The sequence below is a fragment of the Mesorhizobium sp. M1338 genome (assembly GCF_040318045.1).
Classification (GTDB): domain Bacteria; phylum Pseudomonadota; class Alphaproteobacteria; order Rhizobiales; family Rhizobiaceae; genus Mesorhizobium.
The window spans coordinates 41,498-64,044 of sequence record NZ_JAMYLL010000026.1 but is presented as its reverse complement, the minus strand read 5'-3'; the positions used below and the strand labels follow the sequence as shown (position 1 = coordinate 64,044).

Here is a 22,547-nt window from a genome sequence, read left to right as displayed (position 1 = left end):
CACATCTGGATGTGGACGGCGCGGAGCGCGCGGGTCGATTGCGGATCCCGGGAGCGGGATCATGCAATCGACGGAGGCCTTGCAGCCAGTTCGTCGGCTGCAAGTCCGTTGTTACATCTTGGGCAAAAGAACCTTGTCGATGACGTGGATGACGCCGTTGGACTGTTCGACATCGGCGATCGTCACATTGGCGACATTGCCGTTCTCGTCGGTGACGGTGACCTTGCCGCCGTCGACCTTGAGCGACAGCTCGCAGCCGCCAACAGTCTTGACCTTGTGGGTGCCGCCATCAGCCTTGGCCATCGAGGCGACGTCGGCTCCCATCGCCTTGGCGCCGATGACATAGCAGGTCAGGATTTTGGTGAGCTTGTCCTTGTTCTCGGGCTTGAGCAGCGTCTCGACCGTGCCGGCCGGAAGTGCCGCGAAGGCTTCGTTGGTCGGCGCGAACACCGTGAACGGACCGGCGCCCTGCAGCGTCTCGACCAGGCCGGCGGCCTTCACGGCGGCGACGAGCGTCGTGTGGTCCTTCGAGTTCACGGCGTTTTCGACGATGTTCTTGTTGGCATACATTGCGGCGCCGCCGACCGTCGGATTTTTGGCATAGGCGACGGTTGCAAGGGTGGAGACGGCGATCGTACCAGCGACCAAAAGGGTGGCGAATCTGCGCATGATGTAATACTCCTCGGGTTTTTCTCTTCCCATCTTTGGGACGAGAGGAGATACGGAACAGGAATGCGCAAGTTTCAGGAATATTGTGATTTTTTTATTTATCTAGCTGCCAGGTACATTTCCGAATGCAGCCGGTTTCCGACGAATATGCTCACTAAGGCATGCGCAGCAAAATGATAGACTTCAGGTAAGCTATTTGAGTTGGCAGACGCAAGAGCCGGTCAGATGCTCTTCAGATCGCCCGCGGCGACCACCGGTCCGGTCGGCTGACCGGTCGGCGAACCGCCAGACGGCTCGAGGCTGACCGCAAGCACCGCGCCCTGGGCGAGCTTCTGCTGGCTTGCCGCCGGGACGATGATGCGCGCCGTAGCACCTGCCGGAATGACACCCATCGACACCGGCGGGTTCTTGCCTTCGATCATCCACAGCTCGAAGTCCTTGCCGGCGGCGCGCTCACCGGAGACGTGCGACAGGCCGACCTCGTGATGCGCGGCGTCGTAGACGGCGAGATATTTGACATCGCTGCCTTCGGCGGCCAGTGAGGCGACGAGGCGCGGTTGCGCGAGCGGCGGGTTCAGGATGGGCACGGCAATGTAGATCGCGAGCGCTGCGACCGCCGCCGCGGCGAGGCCGCGCCAGAAGGCCAGACTGGACCACAATCCACTGCGCGGCTCGACGGATGTCGCAGCGCTGGACGCAAACAGCCTGCGGTCGATCGCCAGCTTGATCGAAGCCGGCGGCTCGATGTCCTGATAGGCGGCAGCAAGCGGCGAAAAATTGACCTCCCAGCCGTCGACAAGACGGGCGAAGTCGGCCTCGGCTTCAACGCGGCGTGAGGCGATCTGGCGTTCGTCGGCAGCCAGCACGCCGAGAACGTATTCGGCGGCGAGCAGGTCGTCGCCTCCACGTTCCGGTCCTGTGTCTTCTGCCAGCGTCATCTTTCCAGACATTCTCTGAGTTTCAACAGGCTGCGGCGCAGCCATGTACGCATCGTGTTCAGCGGCACGCCGTGACGCTGCGCCAGTTCGGCATAGCTTTCGCCCTTGAGATAAGCACCCCGGACGGCCGCCGCCCGGTCCTTCTCCAATTCATCGAGACAATGGTGGATGCGTTCGGATTCGTCTCCCGCCACCGCCATCGCTTCAGGCCCCGGCGCCGGATCGGCCACGTCGAGTGCGGCATCGATGTCGGCGACAGGCTTGCGCCGCGCTCGGATGCGATCGATCGCATGGTTGCGCGCGATCGCCACCAGCCAGGAGATCGGGCTCAGGTCGGAGACGGCAAAACGATCCGCCTTCGTCCATATCTTGACGAAGACTTCCTGTAGAGCTTCTTCCGCATCTCCCCGGTCGTTCAATACACGAAGGCAGACGCCGAAAAGTTTCGCGCTGGTCTGCCGGTAGAGCAGATCGAACGCGGCCCGATCCTTCATCGAAGTCCGGACGATCAGCTTGGTGATGTCCTGCGGCGTCATCGCAGGCAAATTAGGCAATTGCGATGTATTTGCAACGGCGGAAATAACCTTGTGCACGCCTAAGCTTTGCGTGTCGCCAGCCCGGATCCGCCCGTCGATTGCTAATGAAGTCGCCACTGGCTAGCTTGCTGTAATGGCGGGGAGCGCGCATGTCGGTTGAACAGATACTATGGTCGCAAGACGCAACCGGCCTCGCCGATCTGGTTCGCAAGGGCGAGGTCTCGCCCATCGAGCTGACCGAGGCCGCGATCGCCCGCGCCGAGGCCACCCGTCCCGACATCAACGCCACGGCCGAGCCGCTCTATGATGCCGCCCGCGCCCGCGCAAGGACCATCGACCGCTCGCTGCCGCTGGCCGGCGTCCCGTTCGCCATCAAGGACCTCGGCATCGCCATCAAGGGCGTATCGACGCATGGCGGCAGCCGCATTCCGGCATGGCTGGCCGACATCGATTCGGCGCTCACCGACCGCTATCTCGCCGCCGGGCTCATTCCGATCGTCACCTCGACGTCGCCGGAGCACGGGCTGCGGCTGATGACCGAGTCCAAGGCCTTTGGCATCACCTGCAATCCGTGGAACACCAGCCATACCAGCGGTGGCTCGTCGGGTGGTGCGGCGGCACTGGTCGCCGCGGGTGTCGTGCCGGTGGCGCACGCCTCGGATGGCGGCGGCTCGATCAGGGTGCCCGCCGCCTGCACCGGGCTTGTCGGCCTGAAGACGTCGCGCGGCCGCATACCGCTGACGCCCCTGGTGAGCGAAAGCTGGTACGGCATGGTGGTCGACCATGCGCTCACCCGTTCGGTGCGCGATAGCGCGTTGCTGCTCGACCTCACCCACGGTCCCGACCTTTTGTCGCCCTATGCCGCGCCGCCGCCGAAAGGCACGTTCACGGCGGCCGCGGCGCGCGATCCCGGCAAGCTCAGGCTGGCCGTGTACCGCAAATCGCCGCTTGGCCTGCCGATTTCGGATGAGACGCTCAAGGCGCTCGACACGGCGGTCGCGCTCGCCCTCGAAGGCGGCCATACGGTCGAGGAGATCGACCTGCCCTTCATAGGGCGCGATTTCCTCGCCGGCTTCTGCCGGACGGTTGCCTCGGCCGTCGCCGGCACGATGCGTGCGGAAGCGCTGCGCGTCGGCCGTTCCGTTACGGGTGACATCGAGCGGGCGACGCGCGTGCTCGGCAGGTTGGGCGAGATGGTATCGGCCGGCGAGACCTATGCCGACCTGCAGCGGCTGCATGCCGCTTCACGGCAGCTGATCTCGGAGACCGCGCTATATGATGCCGTGCTGATGCCGATCATTGCCCACCCGCCGCTCGCCTGCGGCGCCATGGATCCGAAAGGCGCCGACGAGCTCATCGAGAACCTGCTCGACAAGCTTCACCTGACGCGCTTGCTGAAGCTGAAGCCCTTCTTCGGCCAGCTGATGGACAAGAGCCTCTGGTTCACCCATTGGCCGGCGATCCAGAATGTCAGCGGCCAGCCGTCGATCGCACTGCCGGTCCATGTCACCGATGCCGGCCTGCCGCTCGGCATCCAGGCGGCGGGCCGCCCGGGCGACGAGGAGACGCTGCTGTCGCTCGCCGCGCAGATGGAGAAGATCTCGGGTTGGCTGGGCCGCAGGGCGCCGCTGAAGGTGCCGTCATGATGACGAGGTCGTGAGGCGCTCGAATATGACAGCAAAGCCATTTGCGGGCGGCGCCAATTCCCGCTAAGACGCCGCCGTCTTTACCGCTCTCCAGGGAACCAAGCCGATGACGGAAATAACCGCCACCGCCGAAATGCAGGCTGCCCTGCTGTCGCGGGCGCTGCCCTACATGCAGCGCTACGAGAACAAGACGGTCGTGGTGAAATATGGCGGCCATGCCATGGGCAATATCGAACTCGGCAAGGCGTTCGCCCGCGACATCGCGCTTCTGAAGCAATCCGGCGTCAACCCGATCGTCGTCCATGGCGGCGGTCCGCAGATCGGCGCCATGCTGGCCAAGATGGGCATCGAATCCAAGTTCGAGGGCGGCCTGCGCGTCACCGACCTGAAGACGGTCGAGATCGTCGAGATGGTGCTGGCCGGTTCGATCAACAAGGAGATCGTCGCCCTGATCAACGCCGAGGGCGAATGGGCGATCGGCCTGTGCGGCAAGGACGGCAACATGGTCTTTGCCGAAAAGGCCCGCAAGACCATGATCGATCCGGACTCCAACATAGAGCGTGTGCTCGATCTCGGCTTTGTCGGCGAGCCGGTCGAGGTCGACCGCACCTTGCTCGATCTTCTGGCGCGCTCCGAAATGATCCCGGTGCTGGCGCCGGTGGCACCCGGCCGCGACGGCCACACCTACAACATCAATGCCGATACCTTCGCCGGCGCCATTGCCGGCGCCTGCCAGGCGACGCGCCTGCTGTTCCTCACCGACGTGCCGGGCGTGCTCGACAAGAACAAGAAGCTGATCGACGAGCTGACCGTGGCCGAGGCCAAGGCGCTGATCAAGGACGGCACGGTCTCGGGCGGCATGATCCCCAAGGTCGAAACCTGCATCGAAGCGATCGAGCGCGGCGTCGAAGGCGTCGTCATCCTCAACGGCAAGACGCCGCATTCGGTGCTGCTCGAGCTGTTCACCGAACACGGCGCCGGCACGCTGATCGTGCCCTGAACGGCACGGACTGGAGACTCATTCGGCAGGAAGTTGCATGCCGGTACCGCGCTGCGGCGCGGGTTCAGCCGGCTTGCGCGCCGGGCGTCGAACGGTCATGGACTCCTCTTCGGTGTCCTGCGGCGCGCCCCAGAATTCAGCAAGCGTCGGGCCGTCTTTCACCCTGATGTCGCGGACCAGAAAACCCCACACCTCACGGAACCAGACGCGGCGGCCCATCTGCGTGTACCAGCGCATCGAGTGGCGCTGCTCGGGATCCTTGTGGAACAGGATGCGCGCCAGCGCCTTCGGCCGCGACTGCACCGCCAACTCGATCAGCTTGACGCTGAAGAACAGCATCCAAGGCTTCAGCCGCGTCATCAGCAGCACCTGATGCTTGTAGTCCCACAGCCGGGCGTCCCTTTGGATCACCTTGCGGTCCCGCGCGATCCTGAAGAACGGCGTCCAGCGATGCGGCGTCACATAAAGCGCCTGGATCTGGTCCGGGTCGTAGGCGATCAACTGGCGAAAGCCACGCCACAGGTCGCGAAACCCCTCCTCCTCGAAGCCGGCCACCCAGGTCGCCATCGACAGAATGCCGTTGAGGCGCAGCAGCCTTATCGCCTCGCGGTCGGATGAGGTGCTGCCGCCCTTGCGGATCAATTGAAGCGTCTGTTCGTCGGTGTTTTCCATGCCGAGCAGCCAGCGGATAACGCCGGCCTTGCGGTAGAGATGCAGGATGTCGGCATCGCGCACGATGTCGTCGGCGCGGGTCGAGCCGACGATCAGCACCGGTACGTTCTCGGCGATCAGGGCGTCGAGAAAGGCGCGCCAGGCCTTCTTCGAAACCGTCGGATTTTCGTCGGCGAGGTTGATCAGCTCGACGCCGTGCTGGCGGTGCAGCCAGGCGATCTCTTGCGCGAATTCGACGGGGTCGCGATGCCGCCAGCGGGTCCAGAAGCCGCGCTGGCCGCAATAGTTGCACAGATGCGGACAGCCGCGCGAGAACTGCATGACCACGGCACGCTTGCCGCCCCAATAGCTGTAGCGCCCGTGATCGATCAGCTCCCAGCCGACACGGTAGGCATCGAGCTCGGCAATGGTCATGGCCGGCTGCGTCGCGAAGGGACGGCGCAGATCGTCGCGATAGGCGATGCCGGCCACGCTCGCCGGCGGCTGGTGCATTTCCAGCGCCTCGACCAGCGCCACGACGGTCGCCTCGCCCTCGCCGCGCACGATGAAGTCGAAGACGTCCGTTTCAGCCAGGATGTCACGCCAGTGATAGGTCGGAAAGACGCCGCCATAGATGATGATGGTCGCCGGCTCGCGCTCCTTGATCATCTTTGCGATCAGCAAAACGGTCGGGTGCGCCGAGGTCGAGCCGGAATGGCCGATCAGGACGAAGTCGGGATGGTCTTCCAGGGCATCGCGAACGACCCTATCGAGCGGCATCGGCCCGAATTCAGCGTCGACGAGCCGCACCTGATGGCCGGCATCGATCAGCGGGCCGCCGAGCGCCAGCAGGCCGAGCGGCGGCAAGTGGTCGTCGGGCACGCGGCTGCCGATGGCGGTGTGCGGCGGATTGATCAGGACGATTTTCATGGCGGACCTCCTGGGCAGTTGGTCCGCGCAAACTGGCTGGCGATGTGGACACGCGCTTGGCCCGTTTCAGCAGTTTGCGTGCAGCTTTCCCGCAGGAATACGGAAGGCAGGCACCATCACCGCTTGAGGTGTGCGAGCGGCACGTGGCCGGGTCCCTTGATGTTTTGCAGCACGAGCTGGGTGTGGACGTCGCGCACGCCGTCGAGCCGCATCAGCCGGTGCATGACGAAGGCGTTGAGCTCGTCGACCGACGGCACCATGACATGCAGCAGGAAATCGTGGTCGCCGGTCATCGTCCAGCACGAGGACACCTCATCCATGCGCTGGACGGCGGCGATGAAACTTTCGGGCGAGCCGTCGCTGTGGCTGACAAGGCGCACCTGGATGAACACCTCGACCATCAGCCCGACCGCGCGGCGGCTGATCACCGCGGCAAAGCCCTTGATGATGCCTGCATCCTGCAGCGCCTCGAAACGCCGCGCGCACGGCGTCGTAGACAGGCCGATCTCTTGCGCCAGCTCGGACACAGGCTTGCGTCCGTCGCGTTGCAGGACGTCGAGCATCTTGATCTCGAAATCATCGAATTGAGGCATTTTCACTCCGTATTGGTTTTTTGTGAGGGAATATTATCCAGAATATCACGCTTAAGCGACCATCAAAACCGATTTGCCTCGGCAAATCCGGTTAATCTTTCAGACCATTCGCCATTCATGATTGCGAGGAGAAAAACCATGACGACGATGAGCGTTGCCGAATACGCCCGCGATTGCGCTGCCCAAGGCCTTCGCGGCGACTATTCGGTCTGCCGTGCCGATTTCACCGTGGCGCAGGGTTACGATTACAGCGCCGAGGAGCAGGCGGTGTGGCGCACGCTGTGCGACCGCCAGACCAAACTGACGCGCAAGCTCGCGCACCACTCCTATCTCGACGGCGTCGAGAAGCTCGGCCTGCTCGACCGCATCCCCGATTTCGAGGAGGTCAGCGCCAAGCTGCGCAAGCTGACCGGCTGGGAGATCGTTGCCGTGCCGGGTCTCATTCCCGCGGCCCCTTTCTTCGACCATCTCGCCAATCGCCGCTTCCCGGTCACCAACTGGCTGCGGACCAGGCAGGAACTCGACTACATCGTCGAGCCGGATATGTTCCACGACTTCTTCGGCCACGTGCCGGTGCTGTCGCAGCCGGTGTTTGCCGACTTCATGCAGATGTATGGCCGCAAGGCCGGCGACATCATTGCGCTGGGCGGCGACGAGATGATCACCCGGCTCTACTGGTACACGGCCGAATACGGCCTGATGCAGGAGGCCGGCCAGCCGCTGAAAGCCTTTGGCGCCGGCCTGATGTCGTCGTTCACCGAATTGCAATTCGCGGTCGACGGCAAGGACGCCCACCACGTGCCCTTCGACCTGGAAACGGTGATGCGCACCGGCTACGAGATCGACAAGTTCCAGCGCGCCTATTTCGTGCTGCCGTCGTTCGACGCCTTGCGCGATGCCTTCCAGACCGCCGACTTCGAGGCGATCGTCGCCCGCCGCAAGGGCCAGCCGGCACTCGATCCGGCGACGGTCTGACGCCTCAGCCGGCCTCGGCCTTCAGCCGCGCCAGCTGGGCGCGCTGCAGGTCGAGGGCGGCGTTGACGAAGCGCGATATCATCCGCCGCGACCATCACGGGCGCCGGCATTGTCCCTCAAATCCCAAAAAATTGCCGTGGAACCGTCAGACGGTGACCACCTTGCTCAGATGGTCGCCCAGCCGGCAGGCCAGTGCGGTGATCGTCGTCGTCGGATTGCATTGGCCCGATGTGCAGAACACCGAGGAGCCGCCGACATAGAGATTGTCCATGCCGTGTACCTTGCAATTGGCGTCGACGACACTCTTGATGACGTCCGTGCCCATACGTGTGCCGCCCATGTGGTGATGGCCCGCCGTCTCGTCATTGGTCGGGTAGTCCTGACCGTTGGCGATCCAGTCGGCAATGCGCACTCGGCCGAGATTCTTCTCGATCAGCGTCGTGCCGAACAGTCTGAGCCCTTCGAGCAGGGTGCGGCGTTCCACCTCCGATTTCTTCCAGTGCAACTCGATGCGCGGCACGCCGGTATGGTCGACATCGGTCTTCGACAGCTCGACCCGGTTGGAGACCAGCGGCGCCTGTTCCCAGGCGACATAGAGCTGCGCCGCGCAGCGCAGATTCTGGCTAAGCTTTGAAGACATCCATTCGGCCATGTTGGGTGCCGTGCAGGCGAGATCGGCGATCAGGTTCTTGACGCCGGGATACGGCGTTTCGATCAGCCTGATGCCGAAATTCATGATCCGCAGGCGCTCCATGGCGGCAAGCGTCGGCGAGAAGAAGGCCTCGTTGGCGGCATCGACCTCGAACGCACCATAATCGGCCAGGATGGCGTTGCCGCCCTCGAAGGTCGGGTGCTCCATCCAGTAACGGCCAAGCGTGGTCGCATTCGGCACGACGCCGCCGTTCGAGCGCTGGTTCGACCACAAAAGCAGCCGCGAATTCTCCAGTCCGCCCGTGCAGACAATGAAATAATCGGCGCTGAAGAAGCCGGCATCCTGCCCGTTCGACCACAGCCTGGCGCCGGTCACGCGTCGGCCGTTGCCGGCAAGTTCAGTGGCACAGGTGTTGAGCACCACGGCGATGTTGCTGGCTTTGTCGAGTTCGTCGCCGAATTTCTCGGCGAAGCGCACAGCCGGGCTCTTGATCAGCTGCACCCAGCGAATGTCGTCGGAGATCGGCATGTCCGGCCGGAGGGCCGGAAGGTCGAGAATAGCGCGCACTTCCGGCAGATAGGGCTCGATGTCGGCGCGGCGGATCGGCCAGCCCGTATCGGGCACCCAGGCCTTCGGCTCGAAATCCTGTTTGTCGAGCACGCGGCACCAGCCGGCCCAGTGGTTGGAACTGCCACCCATGAACCGCAGCCGGGTGATGTCGAGATCGAAATAGAAATCGCCGACCGTGGTGCCACGGTAGAAATCCTGCGACTCGTCGCTGAACTCACGCGAGCCGGCCTCCATCACCACCACCGGAATGCCGGCGGCGCCGAGCTTGCGAGCAATGGTTGTGCCGGCCGGGCCGGAGCCGAGGATGCAGACCTTGGGGGTGAAGTTCGCGGCGCGATACGCTGCGTAGCTGTCGAAGATCATGCCAGGTCGCTCCGCTTCAGGATCCAGCCATTGACCTCGACGATCTCGTTCGGGTCGGCCCGGGATGGATCGGCGCGGGATGGATCGGCATGCGAAGCATCGGCGTCAGGCAGCTTGCGGAACAGTGACAATGCGGGCAGTGCGATCATCAGCGCCTGCATGAGCGTGCGGCGTGATATTCTTTTGATGAAGAAACTCATGACCGGTCTCTTGGATGGGGGCCTCGGCTACGCATGGACGTTCCGGAACGACAGTTTCCCTGAGCGACACATGCATCGCTGCGGAAGCCAGTATCGTGCCAAGCTTCACTACAAAGCAGCGAAAACCCCGCGTAGACGGTGCAACCGAGTACAAACAGGGTTAGAATTTCCTTAACGGTCCAGCGTATCGGCCGCCTGATCAGGCCGCTTCGGAAATGTCCGTGTCGAGGATCGTCAAGTTGCGGCCCTGGTGCTTGGCCTGGTAGAGGCGCCGGTCGGCGGCGCGCATCAGATCCGATACGCTGACATCCTCGCCACAGACGGTGCCGCCGATGCTGACGGTGAGCGGAATGGTCCGCTCGTCGACGGGCCGGAAGCGGATCAGCTCGACTTCACGGCGAATGCGCTCGGCGATGCGCTTGGCCTCCTGCTCGGTGGCGCCGATCAGGAAGGTACCGAACTCCTCGCCGCCGATGCGGCCGAGCACATCGCCGCTGCGCACGCCGCGCTGGATCGCGCTGGCGATCAAAAGCAGCGCGTCATCGCCGGTCAGGTGGCCAAAATTATCGTTGATTTTCTTGAAGTGGTCGGCGTCGATGATCAGCAGCGCGCCGCGATCGGACTTGCGGCGCGAACTGTCGAGCGCGGCAAAGAAGCTTTCCCGGTTGAGCATGCCGGTCATGTCGTCGCGGCTCGCCTTTTCGGCGAGGCGGCGATGCGCGGCGGCGAGCTGGGCATGCGCGCGAGCTAGCTCGCGATGCGCGTTTTTCAGCCTGTCGCTTTGCCAGAAAGTGCTTGCGCTGGCGGCCCATGTCAGCACCAGCGGACAGAGCGTGGAGGTCAGCCAGATCGTGCGGTTGACCGGAAATCCCATCGCCGGAACGATGATCAGCGTCAAAAGGAGAGAGGCCGCCACAGAGGCGAAAGCAACGGCGGCGGATCTCAGAATTATGCTGTTCATCGCTTGCTCCCACAAGACCGTCTCTGTGCCAGCAAGCCCTGAAGGCCACCTTTCCCGGATGCATAAAATTTGAATCGTGAGGCAATTTACGCAACCTCAGCGAGCAGAAGTTGTGGATAAAGTCTCTTTCAGGCTGCCCGTTTCATGCCATAAGGAGCGCATGACCACGCTCCCCGACCCCGCCCGCTTCGCCCATGTCACCGATTGGGTGTTCGACCTCGACAACACGCTTTATCCGCATCATTCGAACCTGTTCTCGCAGATCGACGTCAAGATGACCGCCTATGTCGGCGAACTCCTGGCGCTGCCGCGCGACGACGCGCGCAAATTGCAGAAGGAACTCTACCGCGAATATGGCACGACGCTGAACGGGCTGATGACGCGCCACGGCATCGACCCCGACGATTTCCTCGAGAAGGTCCATGACATCGATTACTCATGGCTGGTGCCCGATCCCGTCCTCGGCACCGCCATCCGCCAGCTTCCGGGCCGCAAGTTCATCTTCACCAATGGCGACCGCAGGCATGCCGAACGCACCGCGCGCCAGCTCGGCATTCTCGACCATTTCGACGCCATCTTCGATATCGTCGCCGCGGGGCTCAATCCCAAGCCGGCACGCCAGACCTACGAGAAGTTCGCCGAACTTCATTCCGTCATCGGCCACAATGCGGTGATGTTCGAAGACCTTGCCCGCAATCTTGCGGTGCCGAAGTCGCTGGGCATGACCACGGTGCTTGTCGTGCCACGCAATTTCGAGCCGACCTTTTCGGAAATCTGGGAGCGCGACCCGGCCAACGAGGATGATGTCGATTTCGTCACCGACGATCTCGCGACGTTTCTCACGGCGATTGTGGAGGAGGGGGTAGGGAATTGAAGAATTGAAGAACTGACGAATTGGGGAATCGATCCGGAACGCAGAGACCGCAATCCCCCTCATTCCTCAATTCCCCAGTTCTCCGATTCCCAGCCCTATTCCCCTAACTTATAGAAGCGGCTGATGATCCCCCAGGCCTCGTCGGCGGTGTCGACGAAATCGATGATATCCTGGTCGCCGGGGCTGATCGTGCCTTGCTCGGCGAGGAAGTCGAGATCGATCGCCCGTTTCCAGAAGGATTTTCCGAACAGGATCACCGGCACGCGCTCCATGCGTCCGGTCTGGATCAGGGTCAGCGTCTCGAAGAACTCGTCCATCGTGCCGAAGCCGCCGGGGAATACCGCGACAGCCTTGGCGCGCATGACGAAATGCATCTTGCGGATGGCGAAATAGTGGAAGTTGAAGCAGAGCTCCGGCGTCACATAGATGTTCGGCGCCTGCTCGTGCGGCAGGACGATGTTGAGGCCGATCGACGGCGCGCCGACATCGTCGGCGCCGCGGTTTCCCGCTTCCATCACGCCGGGTCCGCCGCCGGTCACCACGACATATTCGCGGTAGTGTGATGTGGCCGAATGCTGCGAGCAGAGGCGGGCGAATTTGCGCGCCTCCTCGTAGTATTTGCTGTTTTCCTCGAGGTTCTTTCTCTGCGTTTCGTTCTTGGCCGCCCAGGCCTCGCCGCCGGGCTCGGGCAGGCGTGCGCCCCCAAACAGGATCACCGTCGAACGGATACCGCGCTCGGCCAGGATCATCTCAGGCTTCAAGAGTTCCAGCTGCAACCTGACCGCGCGCAATTCGCGCCGCGTCATGAAGTCTGGATCGTTCCAGGCGAGCCGGTATGTTTCGGCACGCGTCTGCGGCGTATCCGGCACGCTCTTCGACCGCTCCAGATCCTCGTCCGAATGCGGCAGCGGGGTCCACCCCGCCTTTTCCATAGGAGTCATAATTGCCTTACCCGTCCAAATTTTTCAGTTGCGCCGTCCCATGGCGCAGCCGCGATTGACCCTCATTGAGCCTTAACATAAGCAGGTTCCGCAAAAGTGTCCGACGGTTTGCGACAAGAACCTGCTACAGCAAAGACCCAGGCAGGCAAAGCCTGCCAGCGGTCCGCGCGCCTTTCAAAACAGGTTAAGGCGCAGCCCCTTAACAGCTTGGTAATGGAGCGAATTCATGTCGAAGCCCGATCTTGCGAGCCTCGAAAAGACCATTGAGACGGCCTTCGAGGAACGCGACACGATTTCGACGACGACGCGCGGCGAAGCGCGCGATGCCATCCAGTCGGCGCTCGACCTGCTCGACCGTGGCACCGTCCGCGTCGCCGAGCGGCAGGCCGACGGCAAATGGCATGTCAACCAGTGGCTGAAGAAGGCCGTGCTGTTGTCGTTCCGGCTCAACCCGATGGAAATCATCAAGGGCGGCCCGGGCGAGGCCGTGTGGTGGGACAAGGTGCCGTCGAAGTTCGATGGCTGGGGCGCCGTCGACTTCGAGAAGGCGGGCTTCCGTGCCGTGCCGTCGTCGATCGTGCGCCGTTCGGCCTATGTCGCGCCGGGCGCCGTGCTGATGCCGTCCTTCGTCAATGTCGGCGCCTATGTCGATACCGGCACCATGGTCGACACCTGGGCCTCGGTCGGCTCCTGCGCCCAAATCGGCAAGAACGTGCATCTGTCCGGCGGCGTCGGCATTGGCGGCGTGCTGGAGCCGATGCAGGCCGGCCCGACCATCATCGAGGACAATTGCTTCATCGGCGCGCGCTCTGAAGTGGTCGAGGGCTGCATCGTGCGCGAAGGCTCGGTGCTCGGCATGGGCGTCTTCATCGGCCAGTCGACCAAGATCGTCGACCGCGCCACCGGCGAGATTTTCTATGGCGAAGTGCCTCCGAATTCCGTCGTCGTCGCCGGCTCGCTGCCTGGCAAGCCGTTTCCGAACGGAGAGCCGGGTCCAAGCCTCTACTGCGCCGTCATCGTCAAGCGGGTCGACGCCAGGACCCGTTCCAAGACCTCGATCAACGAATTGCTGCGCGATTGATCTTTGCGCAAAGCGGGCGCACCTTCCGCCGGCGCGACAATCCGTCGCGCTGGTTCAACATGGAGGGGTGACATGGACTGGAAATATCTGCTGACGAGTTTCGACGGCCGCATCAACCGGGGCAAGTTCTGGGCCGCGATTGGAGTTTTCATCGTCATTGGCATCGTTGCCTTTATTCTCGATGCGATGCTTGGCACACGCATCACCACGGCCAGCGGCGCCCAGATCGGCATCGTCGGCATTCTCGTCGCTCTGGCCTCGATCTATTTCGCACTCGCAGTCTACGCCAAGCGCTGGCATGATCGCGGCAAGTCGGGCTGGTGGAGCCTGATCATGCTGGTGCCTTTCATCGGCCCGATCTGGTTTCTGGTGGAATGCGGCATTCTCGAAGGCGCCAGGGGCGCCAATCAATATGGACCGGATCCGCTTGCCTGACAGATCACTCACCTGGCTTTTCTTCAAAATATCGGGCCGCGTCAGCCGCGCGGCCTATTTTCTTGGCGGGTTGCTCGTCGCCATCATCCAGGCCTTCCCGCTCTATCGCTTCACGCTGGTGCCGGAGGGCTCGCCCGAGAGCAACATGTGGTCGTTCATCTTCTTTGTCGCCTTCATCGCCTCGCTGTGGTCGAACATCGCGCTGGCGGTTAAACGGCTGCACGACCTGGACAAGCCGGGAATTGCCGCGCTGATCCTGTTCGTGCCGGTGGTCTCGATCGTCGCCTTCCTTGTGTTGTGCCTGTTTCCAGGGCAGCCTGGGCCCAACCGCTATGGCCGGCGCACCAACGAGCCGGCGCAACACTGAGGACCGATCGGACATGCGCTACCGCACGCTTGATCCGAAACTGATCGTCGGGACCGCCGAGCGGCTGGAAGAGCGGATCGCCGACCGTTTCCCCGATGCGGGATTGCGTGGCGTCGCCGCCGAACTGGTCTCGCTGTCACGCGATCTGGCCAAGGCGGCCAAGGTGCTCGAAGCACCGATCTGGTGGCTGCGCGGGCTCATTGGCGCCGCCTTCGTCGCGGGTGTGCTGGTGTTCCTGTTCGTCGGTACCATATTGCCGATCGACCGCATTTCGGGAACCCACGATGCCCTGCAGTCGGTGCAAGGCATAGAGGCTTCGATCAACACCGTCATACTCGCTGTGTTGGGCTTACTTGCCCTGATCCGCACCGAGGAGCGTATCAAGCGCAAAAGAGTCTTTCGCCAGCTGCACGGCCTGCGTTCGCTGATCCATGTCATCGACATGCACCAGCTGACCAAGGATCCGGCGGCCCTTTCGGCCGATTTCAGGCCGACGGTGCATTCGCCGGCGCGCATCACCAATGCCGCCGACCTGGCGCGCTATCTCGACTATTGCTCCGAAATGCTGTCGATCACCGGCAAGATCGCCGCGCTGTTCGCGCAGTCGGTCAATGACGACATCGTCATCGACGGCGTCAACGACATCGAGAACCTGGCGTCCAACCTGTCGCGTAAAATCTGGCAGAAGATCACGTTGATCGACGGCCGGCCGGCGGTACAACAATCTGTTCCGGCGCCAGGCCCGGCGAGCCAAGCCGCTCCGATTCCGCCGCGCGCACCAGCGCGGTGATCCGCTTGACCATCGGCGCCGGCGTGCCGGCTTTATCCGCCAGCCGCAGGATCGCGCCCTGCAAGTCGTCGATCTCCGTCGGCCGGCCGCGCTGCAAATCGTCCCACATCGACGAGCGCGCCCGCGGGTCGATCGCCAGCATGCGCCGGGCCAGCAGTTTGAACAGCCAGTCCGGCAGCCTGAGCACCTTCGGCAGCAGGGATGGCCGCAAGCCGGCAATCCGCGCCGGCTCGATGCCGGATGCTTTTATCGCCTGCAGCGCCTCGTCGATCTGACGGGCCAGGATCAGCCGCCAGCCCCGATCGGCCAATTCGGTTGCCAGCGGCAAGTCCGACAGCGCCACCAGCGCGTTGTTCAAATTCATCAGCAGCTTGCCCCACAGCACGGCCTTCATGTCGCCATGGGCTTCGACCGCAAACCCTTCGACACCGAGCAGGCCGACCAGGCCGGCGTCGCCGTCTTCGACCATCACCTTGCCGTCGCTGGCGCGGTGAACGCGCAGCGGCAGTTCGCCATCCGGGGACTGCACGACATTGAACGGCACCATGCCGGCCAGCACCGTTCGCCCGGCTAGCCCGGCGCGCAGCCTTTCGGCATTGTCGACGCCATTCTGCAGGCTCACCACCACCGCATCCGGGTGGGCATGGGCCTTGATGAGGGTTGCCATATCCTGCGTCGCGCCGCTCTTGACCGTGACCAGGATCACGTCGGCCTGCGGCAGGGCAGCGGCCGGATCGGCGGTGACGGCAAGCGCCTCCGGCTTGATAGAGCGATCGCGGCCCTGGAGGTCGCTGACCCGCAACCCGCCCTGCCGCAACGCCGCATCGACACGCGGCCGGGCCAGCAGAATCACCCGGCGCCCGGAGAGCGCCAGGCAGCCGCCGGCATAGCAGCCGATGCTGCCGGCGCCGGCAATGACGATTCTTTTGTCCTGGTCTGCCATCCTGTCGCCCGCACCGGGTCGCAGCTATACGACATGAAAACCATAATATCGGCGGTATCGCCAGCCATGAGGCTGGCCCCTATGTCTGGCCGTGACAGGCCCTCCGCTTTCGACTATCGCTTTTGCCATGACGCTGCCGACCGATCCCGCCGAAAACCTCGCCGCCCTTATCCGTTGTGCTTCGGTAACGCCCAACGAGGGCGGCGCGCTGACCGCGCTGGAGGCGATGCTGAAGCCGCTCGGCTTCCTGGTCGATCGGCCGGTGTTTTCCGAAGACGGCACGCCCGATATCGAGAACCTCTATGCGCGACGGTCCGGCAACGGCCCGCATCTGATGTTCGCCGGCCACACCGACGTGGTGCCGGTCGGTGACGAAGCCGCCTGGACGCATCCGCCCTTCGCCGCCGAGATCGCCAATGGCGAGATGTATGGCCGTGGCGCGGTCGACATGAAGGGCGGCATTGCCTGTTTCATCGCCGCCGTGGCACGCCATGTCGAGACCAATGGCGGCCCGAAAGGATCGGTCTCGCTGCTGATCACCGGCGACGAGGAAGGCCCCGCCATCAACGGCACGGTCAAGCTGCTCGAATGGGCGGCTTCCAGGGGCGAGAAATGGGATGCCTCCCTTGTCGGCGAGCCGACCAACCCCGATACGCTCGGCGACATGATCAAGATCGGCCGGCGCGGCTCGATGTCCGGGGCCATATCAGTCAATGGCCGCCAGGGCCATGTCGCCTACCCGCAGCTTGCCGACAATCCGGTGCGCGGCTTGATGAGCCTGGTCGACGCCTTGCTGCATCCTGTGTTCGACAAGGGCACCAGGGATTTCCAGCCGACCAATCTGGAGATTACCTCCATCGATGTCGGCAATCCGGCCACCAATGTCATCGCGGCCAGGGCGACCGCGACCTTCAACATCCGCTTCAACGACACCTGGACGGCCGAGACCCTGCAGGCCGAGATCCACAACCGGCTCGACCAGGCGGCCAGGCGCAAGAAGTACCGGCAGGCCAAGAAGACTCCGGTCGACTATGAGCTCGTCTGGCGCGACAGGCCGAGCCATGTCTTCCTGACCCGCGACGACAAACTGATCGAAACGCTCTGCGGCTCGATCAAGTCGACGGTCGGCAAGGAGCCGACGTTGTCGACTTCCGGCGGCACGTCCGACGCGCGTTTCATCAAGGACTATTGCCCGGTGGTCGAGTTCGGGTTGGTCGGCAAGACCATGCACATGGTCGACGAGCGCGTCGCCATTGCCGATCTCGAAACGCTGACGCAAATCTATCAGCGCTTCATCGAAGACTGGTTCGGACAGGACTGAGCAACATGCTTTCGGCGGACGAAACCCAAGCTTCGCTGACGGGCGCCTGGCGGCTGATGCTCGGCAAGCCCGACGGATTGCGCCTGCTCGACCTGTCGGCCGATGGTTTCTGGAATTCGTTTTTCGCCATTGTCGTTGCGGCACCGGCGCTGATCGTCGGCTGGGTCGGCATCGCCAATGAGATCGGCGATCCCGACGCTTTCGTGGGGCGCTTCAGCATGCTGGTGCGTCTGGCGACGGTCGACATCGGCTCCTGGGTGCTGCCGCTGATCGTTCTGGCCCTGGTTGCGCCGCGCGCCGGGATTGGCGGCCGCTTCGTCCACTATGTCGTCGCCAGCAACTGGGCTTCGGCCATCACCGCCTGGCTGATGCTGCCCTCGGCGCTGATCAGACTCTTCCTCTCGTCCGCGAGCCAGGTTTCGAGCCTTGTGTCGCTGCTTTTGTTTGCCCTGTCGATGGTTCTGACCTGGCGCATGACCAACGCCACAATCGGCAGGGGCGCAGCGACCGGCACCGCCGTTTTCGTCGGCATGTTCATCGCCTCGCTGTTGGTGCTGTTCGGGCTGCAGACGCTGCTCGGCATCACCGTGCCGGACGATGTCGGGGCTCAGAGCCTTTCCGGGTTCGTCTCCGGGTAGTCGACCTCAGGATAATCGACGCCCCGATAATCGACGCCGATGAGAAACAGCCCGTCGGGTGGTGCCACCTGGCCGCAGGCGGCGCGGTCACGCGCCTCGAGCGCCGCTTTCATGTCGGCCGCGGTCCAGCCGCCGTCGCCGACGCGCTTGAGGGAACCGACCATCGAGCGCACCTGATTGTGCAGGAAGGAGCGCGCCGAGGCCCTTACCTCGATCACGTCATCTTGCCGGCTCACATCGAGCCGCTCCAGCGTCCTGATCGGGCTGTTCGCCTGGCACTGGGTCGAGCGGAAGGTGGTGAAGTCATGTCGCCCGAGCAGGACCTTTGCCGCTTCGTGCATGGCGACGGCGTCGAGCCGCTTCGGCACCCACCACACCTTGCCCTTGTCGAGCGCGGCCGGCGCGCGGCGGTTGAGGATGCGGTAGAGATAGTGGCGGCCGGTGGCCGAGAAGCGCGCGTCGAAACCGTCGGAGACGACCGTCGCCTTGAGGACGGCGATGCGCGCGCCGGCCGCCTGCAGATGGGCGTTGACGGCATCGCGCACCTTGTCGGTGGGCCACGCCTTGGCGAGGTCTACATGCGCCACCTGGGCGGTCGCATGCACGCCGGCATCGGTGCGGCCGGCGGCGCGCAGCCTGACCGCTTCGCCGCAGAATTTTTCGATCGCCTGCTCGATCGCCTGCTGCACCGAAGGCTGATCCGCCTGGTGCTGCCAGCCGGCAAACAGGCTGCCGTCATATTCGATGTCGAGGCGAAAACGCGGCAATTTGCACTCGCCTAGGCGGCGAGTGCCGAGCCGAAGGCCGAGGCGTAGACCAGTCTGCCGGCTTCCGGGGCATCGCCCCAGGCCAGTGCCTGCAGTGCCTCGCCCTGATACTCGCTCTCGAACTTTTCGGCGCGTGCATGGCTGTAGCCGAAACGGCTGTAATAGGCCGGATCGCCCAGCACCACGGCCAGCGTCTCGCCGCCATCCCGGAGACGGATATGTGCCTCGCGGATCAGCGCGCCGCCGATGCCGCTGCCATGGAACGAGGGCTCCACCGCCAGCGGTGCCAGCGCCACGGCCGCGAAGTTCTTGCCGCCGCTCTGGACGAACAGCCGGGAAAACAGGATATGGCCGACCACCTGGCCGTCGTCTTCCGCCACCAGTTCGGCAACGGCGTCGCCGCCGGTCACCAGCGCGTCGACCAGCCCGGCCTCCGCCTGCTGGCCGAAAGCGTGCTCCTCGACGAGGCGAATGGCCTCGCGATCTCGCGGCGTCGCCGCGCGTATCGACATCATGCTCATGAGAATTTCATTCCCTTTTCGATCTTGGCCCCGCGCAGGAATTCCGACGCGGCGGCGGGCCTTCCGCCCGCCCGTTGAACTTCGACCAGCCTGATCGCGCCTGTCCCGCAGGCGACAGTCAGCCGGTCATCGAGAATTCCTCCCGACTCGCCCAAATCTTCCGAAAGCGACAGGCCTTGCGGTAGCGTCGAGCGAAGCAGTTTCAGCCGTTCCGGGCGGCCGCCAATTCCTATCTCCGACCAGGCGCCGGGAAAGGGCGACAGGCCACGAATATGATTGTGGACCTCGCTCGCCGAGCGAGTCCAGTCCACGCGCGTCTCGGATTTATCGATTTTCTTGGCGTAGGTCACCCCATCCACAGCTTGTGGGGTAAATGTCAGGGTGTTCCTTTCCAGTCGCGCTAGCGCTTCCACCATCAGGGCTGCGCCGACACTCATCAACCGATCATGCAGATCGCCGGCAGTCATATCGGGTTCGATGGTACATTTTTCAACCATTCCGACCGGGCCAGTGTCCAGGCCCCCTTCCATGCGCATCACCATCATGCCGCTTTCCAAGTCACCGGCCATGATGGCGCGCTGGATCGGCGCGGCGCCGCGCCAGCGCGGCAGAAGCGAGGCATGGCCGTTGATGCAGCCAAGCCGGGTTGCGTCCAGAATCGCCTTCGGCAGCAGCAAGCCATAGGCGACGACCACGGCGACATCGGCGTGCAAGGCACGGAAGGCGGCCTGCTCGGCCTCGCTCTTGAGCGATGTGGGCGTGCGCGTCTCGATGCCCAGCCGCTCCGCCTCGCGCTGCACCGGCGACGGCGTCAGTTCCAGTCCGCGCCGTCCGGCGGCGCGCGGCGGTTGCGTATAGACGGCGGCGACATCGTGACCGGCCTCGGCAATGGCGTGCAGCGTCGGCACCGAAAACTCGGGCGTGCCCATGAAGATGACGCGAAGGGGCATTTTTCTTTCGATATCCTGTCTTCTGCTCGCGCCGTGAGCCGGCTCAGGCACCCGCTTCAAACGGGTTTATGATCTTCAGGTCAAGGCCGTCAAAGTCGCGGGCGACCAAGTTCGCTTTTCCTTTCCGCTTCGATTTTGTCCATGATCTCGGCGTATTCATCGCCAATTGCGCTTTCAGCGACGAAAGCCGAGCGAATTGTGTGCCGCCAGTTCGATTTCGCGTTTCAAAGGCTCGGGAATGTCTCTGATCAGGAAGTCGGCCATCGGCATCTCCATTTGGTGCTGTGCCGCCGACATCAGGCCTGGAGTGGACTCCAGCCCTATCCCACCAGCTTGCCCGGCGCCTTGTCCCTGGCGAGCTTCTTGAATTTCTTCACCACCATGTCGCGCTTCAGCTTCGAGATGTGGTCGATGAACAAGACACCATTGAGGTGGTCGATCTCGTGCTGCAGGCAGGTCGCCATCAGGCCCTCTGCCTCCAACTCCTGCAATTTGCCGTCGCGATCGAGATATTTGACTCGCACGGCGGACGGGCGTTCGACCTCGGCATAATAATCGGGGATCGACAGGCAGCCTTCCTCGTAGACGGACCGCGCATCGGCGCTCTCCAGGATTTCCGGGTTGATGAAGACGTGCGGCGCCGGCTCTTCGTCTTCCTTGGCGAGATCGATCACCAGCATGCGCAGCGGCTCGCCGATCTGGATTGCGGCCAGCCCGATGCCGGGGGCGTCATACATGGTCGCCAACATATCGTCGGCCAATTTGCGCAAAGGTGCGTCGACGCGCTCCACCGGCTTGGAAACCTGGCGCAGGATGGGGTCGGGAAGGATGATGAGCGGCTTGATCGGCATGGCGTTCCACCTAAGACCTCCAGCGAAAAGCGTCAACCGCCGGGCTTGAGGCTCGTTCACGTTTTGATCTGTGTCAGCCGTGCGAATCATCTATGCTGTCCACATGAATGATCTGACCACCATCCTTTCAGAACCTGTCGCCCGGCTTGGCGCCACCACGATCACGCTCGGCCATGCGCTGGCCTTCGGCGCCTTTCTGTTCCTCAGCCTGTTCGTGGCGCTCGTCATCGCGCTATGGCGATCGGCCAAGGCGCGCGCCGTCGCCGCGGCCGAAGCCGCCGACCATGCCCGCGATGCCGAAACAAGGATGGCCGGCATTCTGCAATCGCAGGCCGAGATGCAGGGCCGCATGGGCGCCATCGCCGAAGTGTTCGGGGCACGGCAGGCGGAATTGACGCAGTCGATCGGCCAGCGTCTCGATGCCATGACCGGCCGCCTCGGCCAGACCATGACCGAGCAGACCAAATCGACGCATGAAAGCCTGGCCAAATTGCAGGAGCGGCTGGCGATCATCGATGTCGCGCAAGGTAACATCCAGTCGCTCGCCGGCCAGGTCGTGCAGTTGCAGGCGATCCTCTCCAACAAGCAGACGCGCGGCGCCTTCGGCCAGTCGCGCATGGAGGCGATCGTCGCCGACGGCCTGCCGCATGGCGCCTATGAATTCCAGGCGACGCTGTCGAACGGCAGCCGGCCCGACTGTCTGGTGAAGATGCCGAACGGCGCCCCGTCGCTTGCCATCGACGCGAAGTTTCCGCTGGAAGCCTGGAATGCCATCCGCGCCGCAGACGGCGCCGACTTGCAGAAGGTCGCCTCGCAGGCCTTCCGCCGCGACATCGAGATCCATGTCCGCGATATATCGGAAAAATACCTGATCCAGGGCGAGACCCAGGACACCGCCTTCATGTTCGTGCCGTCGGAATCGGTGTTCGCCGAGATCCACGAGAATTTCGAGGCGATCGTCCACAAGGCGCATCGCGCCCGTGTCGTCATCGTCTCGCCGTCGCTGCTGATGCTGTCGATCCAGGTCATTCAGGCGATCCTCAAGGACGCCCGCATGCGCGAACAGGCGCACCTGATCCAGGGCGAGGTCATCCGGCTGATGGAGGACGTTGCGCGTGTCGACGAGCGTGTGCGCAAGCTGCAGGTCCATTTCGGCCAGTCGGCCAAGGATATCGACGACATCCTGGTTTCGACGTCGAAGGTCACCAAGCGCGGCCAGAAGATCGAGGCGCTGGAATTCGGGGCGCAACCCGACGGCGATGCCGCCGCGGACGCAGCGTCACGGGCTCCCGCTGCGAAGGTCGACGCGGGCCCCCGCGTCGCCGATTCGAAAACCGGACAGCTCAGACTAAGGGTCGTCGAAGGCGACGACTGAGCGACGGCG

The 22,547-nt window shown here is 63.6% G+C and carries 25 protein-coding genes; 11 read left to right on the top strand and 14 right to left on the bottom strand.

The features are described 5' to 3' along the window. Positions 1–111 precede the first annotated feature (111 nt). The 3 genes from NKH19_RS21380 to NKH19_RS21370 form a co-directional block, all read right to left on the bottom strand. Positions 112–669 carry a fasciclin domain-containing protein gene (locus tag NKH19_RS21380; RefSeq protein ID WP_352982763.1) on the bottom strand — a complete coding sequence of 186 codons (558 nt, stop codon included), beginning with the start codon at positions 667–669 and terminating at the stop codon, positions 112–114. 221 nt (positions 670–890) lie between these two features. Beyond that, positions 891–1,607, bottom strand: coding sequence for an anti-sigma factor (locus tag NKH19_RS21375; protein ID WP_352870136.1), 717 nt, complete (start codon positions 1,605–1,607; stop codon positions 891–893). After that, positions 1,604–2,143 carry a sigma-70 family RNA polymerase sigma factor gene (locus NKH19_RS21370; RefSeq protein WP_352870135.1) on the bottom strand — a complete coding sequence of 180 codons (540 nt, stop codon included), beginning with the start codon at positions 2,141–2,143 and terminating at the stop codon, positions 1,604–1,606. Before NKH19_RS21370 ends, NKH19_RS21375 begins: the two co-directional genes overlap by 4 nt. A gap of 149 nt (positions 2,144–2,292) precedes the next feature. Here NKH19_RS21370 and NKH19_RS21365 point away from each other — a divergent pair, with 149 nt between their 5' ends. Further along, entirely contained in the window at positions 2,293–3,789 is a 1,497-nt protein-coding gene (locus NKH19_RS21365) for an amidase (protein ID WP_352870120.1), read from the top strand. A 106-nt stretch (positions 3,790–3,895) separates the two neighbouring features. Continuing rightward, positions 3,896–4,789: an acetylglutamate kinase gene (gene argB / locus NKH19_RS21360; protein ID WP_352870119.1), complete on the top strand. Its 894-nt coding sequence runs from the start codon at positions 3,896–3,898 to the stop codon at positions 4,787–4,789. An 18-nt stretch (positions 4,790–4,807) separates the two neighbouring features. Here argB and bchE read toward each other — a convergent pair whose 3' ends face one another. After that, positions 4,808–6,370, bottom strand: coding sequence for a magnesium-protoporphyrin IX monomethyl ester anaerobic oxidative cyclase (gene bchE / locus NKH19_RS21355; RefSeq protein WP_352870118.1), 1,563 nt, complete (start codon positions 6,368–6,370; stop codon positions 4,808–4,810). Between the two features lie 116 nt (positions 6,371–6,486). Beyond that, positions 6,487–6,963 (bottom strand): Lrp/AsnC family transcriptional regulator, encoded by a 477-nt coding sequence (locus NKH19_RS21350; protein ID WP_013891868.1) that lies wholly within the window; start codon positions 6,961–6,963, stop codon positions 6,487–6,489. Between the two features lie 138 nt (positions 6,964–7,101). Here NKH19_RS21350 and phhA point away from each other — a divergent pair, with 138 nt between their 5' ends. Continuing rightward, positions 7,102–7,938, top strand: coding sequence for a phenylalanine 4-monooxygenase (gene phhA, locus NKH19_RS21345; protein WP_352870117.1), 837 nt, complete (start codon positions 7,102–7,104; stop codon positions 7,936–7,938). 145 nt (positions 7,939–8,083) lie between these two features. Here phhA and NKH19_RS21340 read toward each other — a convergent pair whose 3' ends face one another. The 3 genes from NKH19_RS21340 to NKH19_RS21330 form a co-directional block, all read right to left on the bottom strand. Beyond that, positions 8,084–9,523, bottom strand: a complete 1,440-nt coding sequence (locus NKH19_RS21340; protein ID WP_352870116.1) for a GMC oxidoreductase — start codon at positions 9,521–9,523, stop codon at positions 8,084–8,086. Beyond that, a complete protein-coding gene (locus NKH19_RS21335; RefSeq protein ID WP_352870115.1) occupies positions 9,520–9,723 on the bottom strand; it encodes a hypothetical protein in 204 nt (67 codons plus the stop codon). Before NKH19_RS21335 ends, NKH19_RS21340 begins: the two co-directional genes overlap by 4 nt. Positions 9,724–9,922: 199 nt before the next feature. Continuing rightward, complete coding sequence (locus tag NKH19_RS21330) at positions 9,923–10,684, bottom strand: GGDEF domain-containing protein (RefSeq protein ID WP_352870114.1); 762 nt, start codon at positions 10,682–10,684, stop codon at positions 9,923–9,925. Positions 10,685–10,844: 160 nt separating this feature from the next. Between NKH19_RS21330 and NKH19_RS21325 the strand changes: the two genes are divergently transcribed. Further along, positions 10,845–11,558, top strand: coding sequence for a pyrimidine 5'-nucleotidase (locus NKH19_RS21325; protein WP_352870113.1), 714 nt, complete (start codon positions 10,845–10,847; stop codon positions 11,556–11,558). 95 nt (positions 11,559–11,653) lie between these two features. Here NKH19_RS21325 and NKH19_RS21320 read toward each other — a convergent pair whose 3' ends face one another. After that, a complete protein-coding gene (locus NKH19_RS21320; protein WP_352870112.1) occupies positions 11,654–12,499 on the bottom strand; it encodes an LOG family protein in 846 nt (281 codons plus the stop codon). Between the two features lie 226 nt (positions 12,500–12,725). On the opposite strand from NKH19_RS21320, the gene dapD reads away from it, so the two are divergent. The 4 genes from dapD (at position 12,726) to NKH19_RS21300 (ending at position 15,172) form a co-directional block, all read left to right on the top strand. Next, positions 12,726–13,580 (top strand): 2,3,4,5-tetrahydropyridine-2,6-dicarboxylate N-succinyltransferase, encoded by an 855-nt coding sequence (gene dapD / locus NKH19_RS21315; protein ID WP_352870111.1) that lies wholly within the window; start codon positions 12,726–12,728, stop codon positions 13,578–13,580. A gap of 72 nt (positions 13,581–13,652) precedes the next feature. Further along, positions 13,653–14,015: a DUF805 domain-containing protein gene (locus tag NKH19_RS21310; protein WP_352870110.1), complete on the top strand. Its 363-nt coding sequence runs from the start codon at positions 13,653–13,655 to the stop codon at positions 14,013–14,015. Further along, a complete protein-coding gene (locus NKH19_RS21305; RefSeq protein WP_352870109.1) occupies positions 14,008–14,382 on the top strand; it encodes a DUF805 domain-containing protein in 375 nt (124 codons plus the stop codon). Before NKH19_RS21310 ends, NKH19_RS21305 begins: the two co-directional genes overlap by 8 nt. 13 nt (positions 14,383–14,395) lie before the next feature. Next, positions 14,396–15,172, top strand: coding sequence for a hypothetical protein (locus NKH19_RS21300; RefSeq protein WP_352870108.1), 777 nt, complete (start codon positions 14,396–14,398; stop codon positions 15,170–15,172). On the opposite strand, the gene NKH19_RS21295 is transcribed toward NKH19_RS21300, so the two are convergent. Further along, the gene (locus NKH19_RS21295; RefSeq protein WP_352870107.1) at positions 15,072–16,115 is read right to left on the bottom strand and encodes a 2-dehydropantoate 2-reductase; all 1,044 of its coding nucleotides are present in this window, start codon (positions 16,113–16,115) and stop codon (positions 15,072–15,074) included. The genes NKH19_RS21300 and NKH19_RS21295 overlap by 101 nt on opposite strands. 127 nt (positions 16,116–16,242) lie before the next feature. Between NKH19_RS21295 and dapE the strand changes: the two genes are divergently transcribed. Both dapE and NKH19_RS21285 read left to right on the top strand, forming a co-directional pair. After that, positions 16,243–17,436, top strand: a complete 1,194-nt coding sequence (gene dapE / locus NKH19_RS21290; protein WP_352870106.1) for a succinyl-diaminopimelate desuccinylase — start codon at positions 16,243–16,245, stop codon at positions 17,434–17,436. Between the two features lie 5 nt (positions 17,437–17,441). Next, positions 17,442–18,074: a transporter gene (locus tag NKH19_RS21285; RefSeq protein WP_352870105.1), complete on the top strand. Its 633-nt coding sequence runs from the start codon at positions 17,442–17,444 to the stop codon at positions 18,072–18,074. On the opposite strand, the gene truA is transcribed toward NKH19_RS21285, so the two are convergent. The 4 genes from truA to def form a co-directional block, all read right to left on the bottom strand. Then, the gene (gene truA / locus NKH19_RS21280; RefSeq protein WP_352870104.1) at positions 18,044–18,841 is read right to left on the bottom strand and encodes a tRNA pseudouridine(38-40) synthase TruA; all 798 of its coding nucleotides are present in this window, start codon (positions 18,839–18,841) and stop codon (positions 18,044–18,046) included. The two genes, NKH19_RS21285 and truA, sit on opposite strands and share 31 nt — an antisense overlap. Before the next feature lie 11 nt (positions 18,842–18,852). Then, the gene (locus NKH19_RS21275) at positions 18,853–19,362 is read right to left on the bottom strand and encodes a GNAT family N-acetyltransferase (RefSeq protein WP_352870103.1); all 510 of its coding nucleotides are present in this window, start codon (positions 19,360–19,362) and stop codon (positions 18,853–18,855) included. After that, positions 19,359–20,312 (bottom strand): methionyl-tRNA formyltransferase, encoded by a 954-nt coding sequence (gene fmt, locus NKH19_RS21270; protein WP_352870102.1) that lies wholly within the window; start codon positions 20,310–20,312, stop codon positions 19,359–19,361. The genes NKH19_RS21275 and fmt overlap by 4 nt, the downstream gene beginning before the upstream one ends. Before the next feature lie 320 nt (positions 20,313–20,632). Next, positions 20,633–21,163 carry a peptide deformylase gene (gene def / locus NKH19_RS21265; RefSeq protein WP_352870101.1) on the bottom strand — a complete coding sequence of 177 codons (531 nt, stop codon included), beginning with the start codon at positions 21,161–21,163 and terminating at the stop codon, positions 20,633–20,635. A 103-nt stretch (positions 21,164–21,266) separates the two neighbouring features. Between def and NKH19_RS21260 the strand changes: the two genes are divergently transcribed. Continuing rightward, on the top strand, positions 21,267–22,538 hold the full coding sequence (locus tag NKH19_RS21260) for a DNA recombination protein RmuC (RefSeq protein WP_352870100.1): 1,272 nt from the start codon (positions 21,267–21,269) through the stop codon (positions 22,536–22,538). Positions 22,539–22,547: the final 9 nt, after the last annotated feature.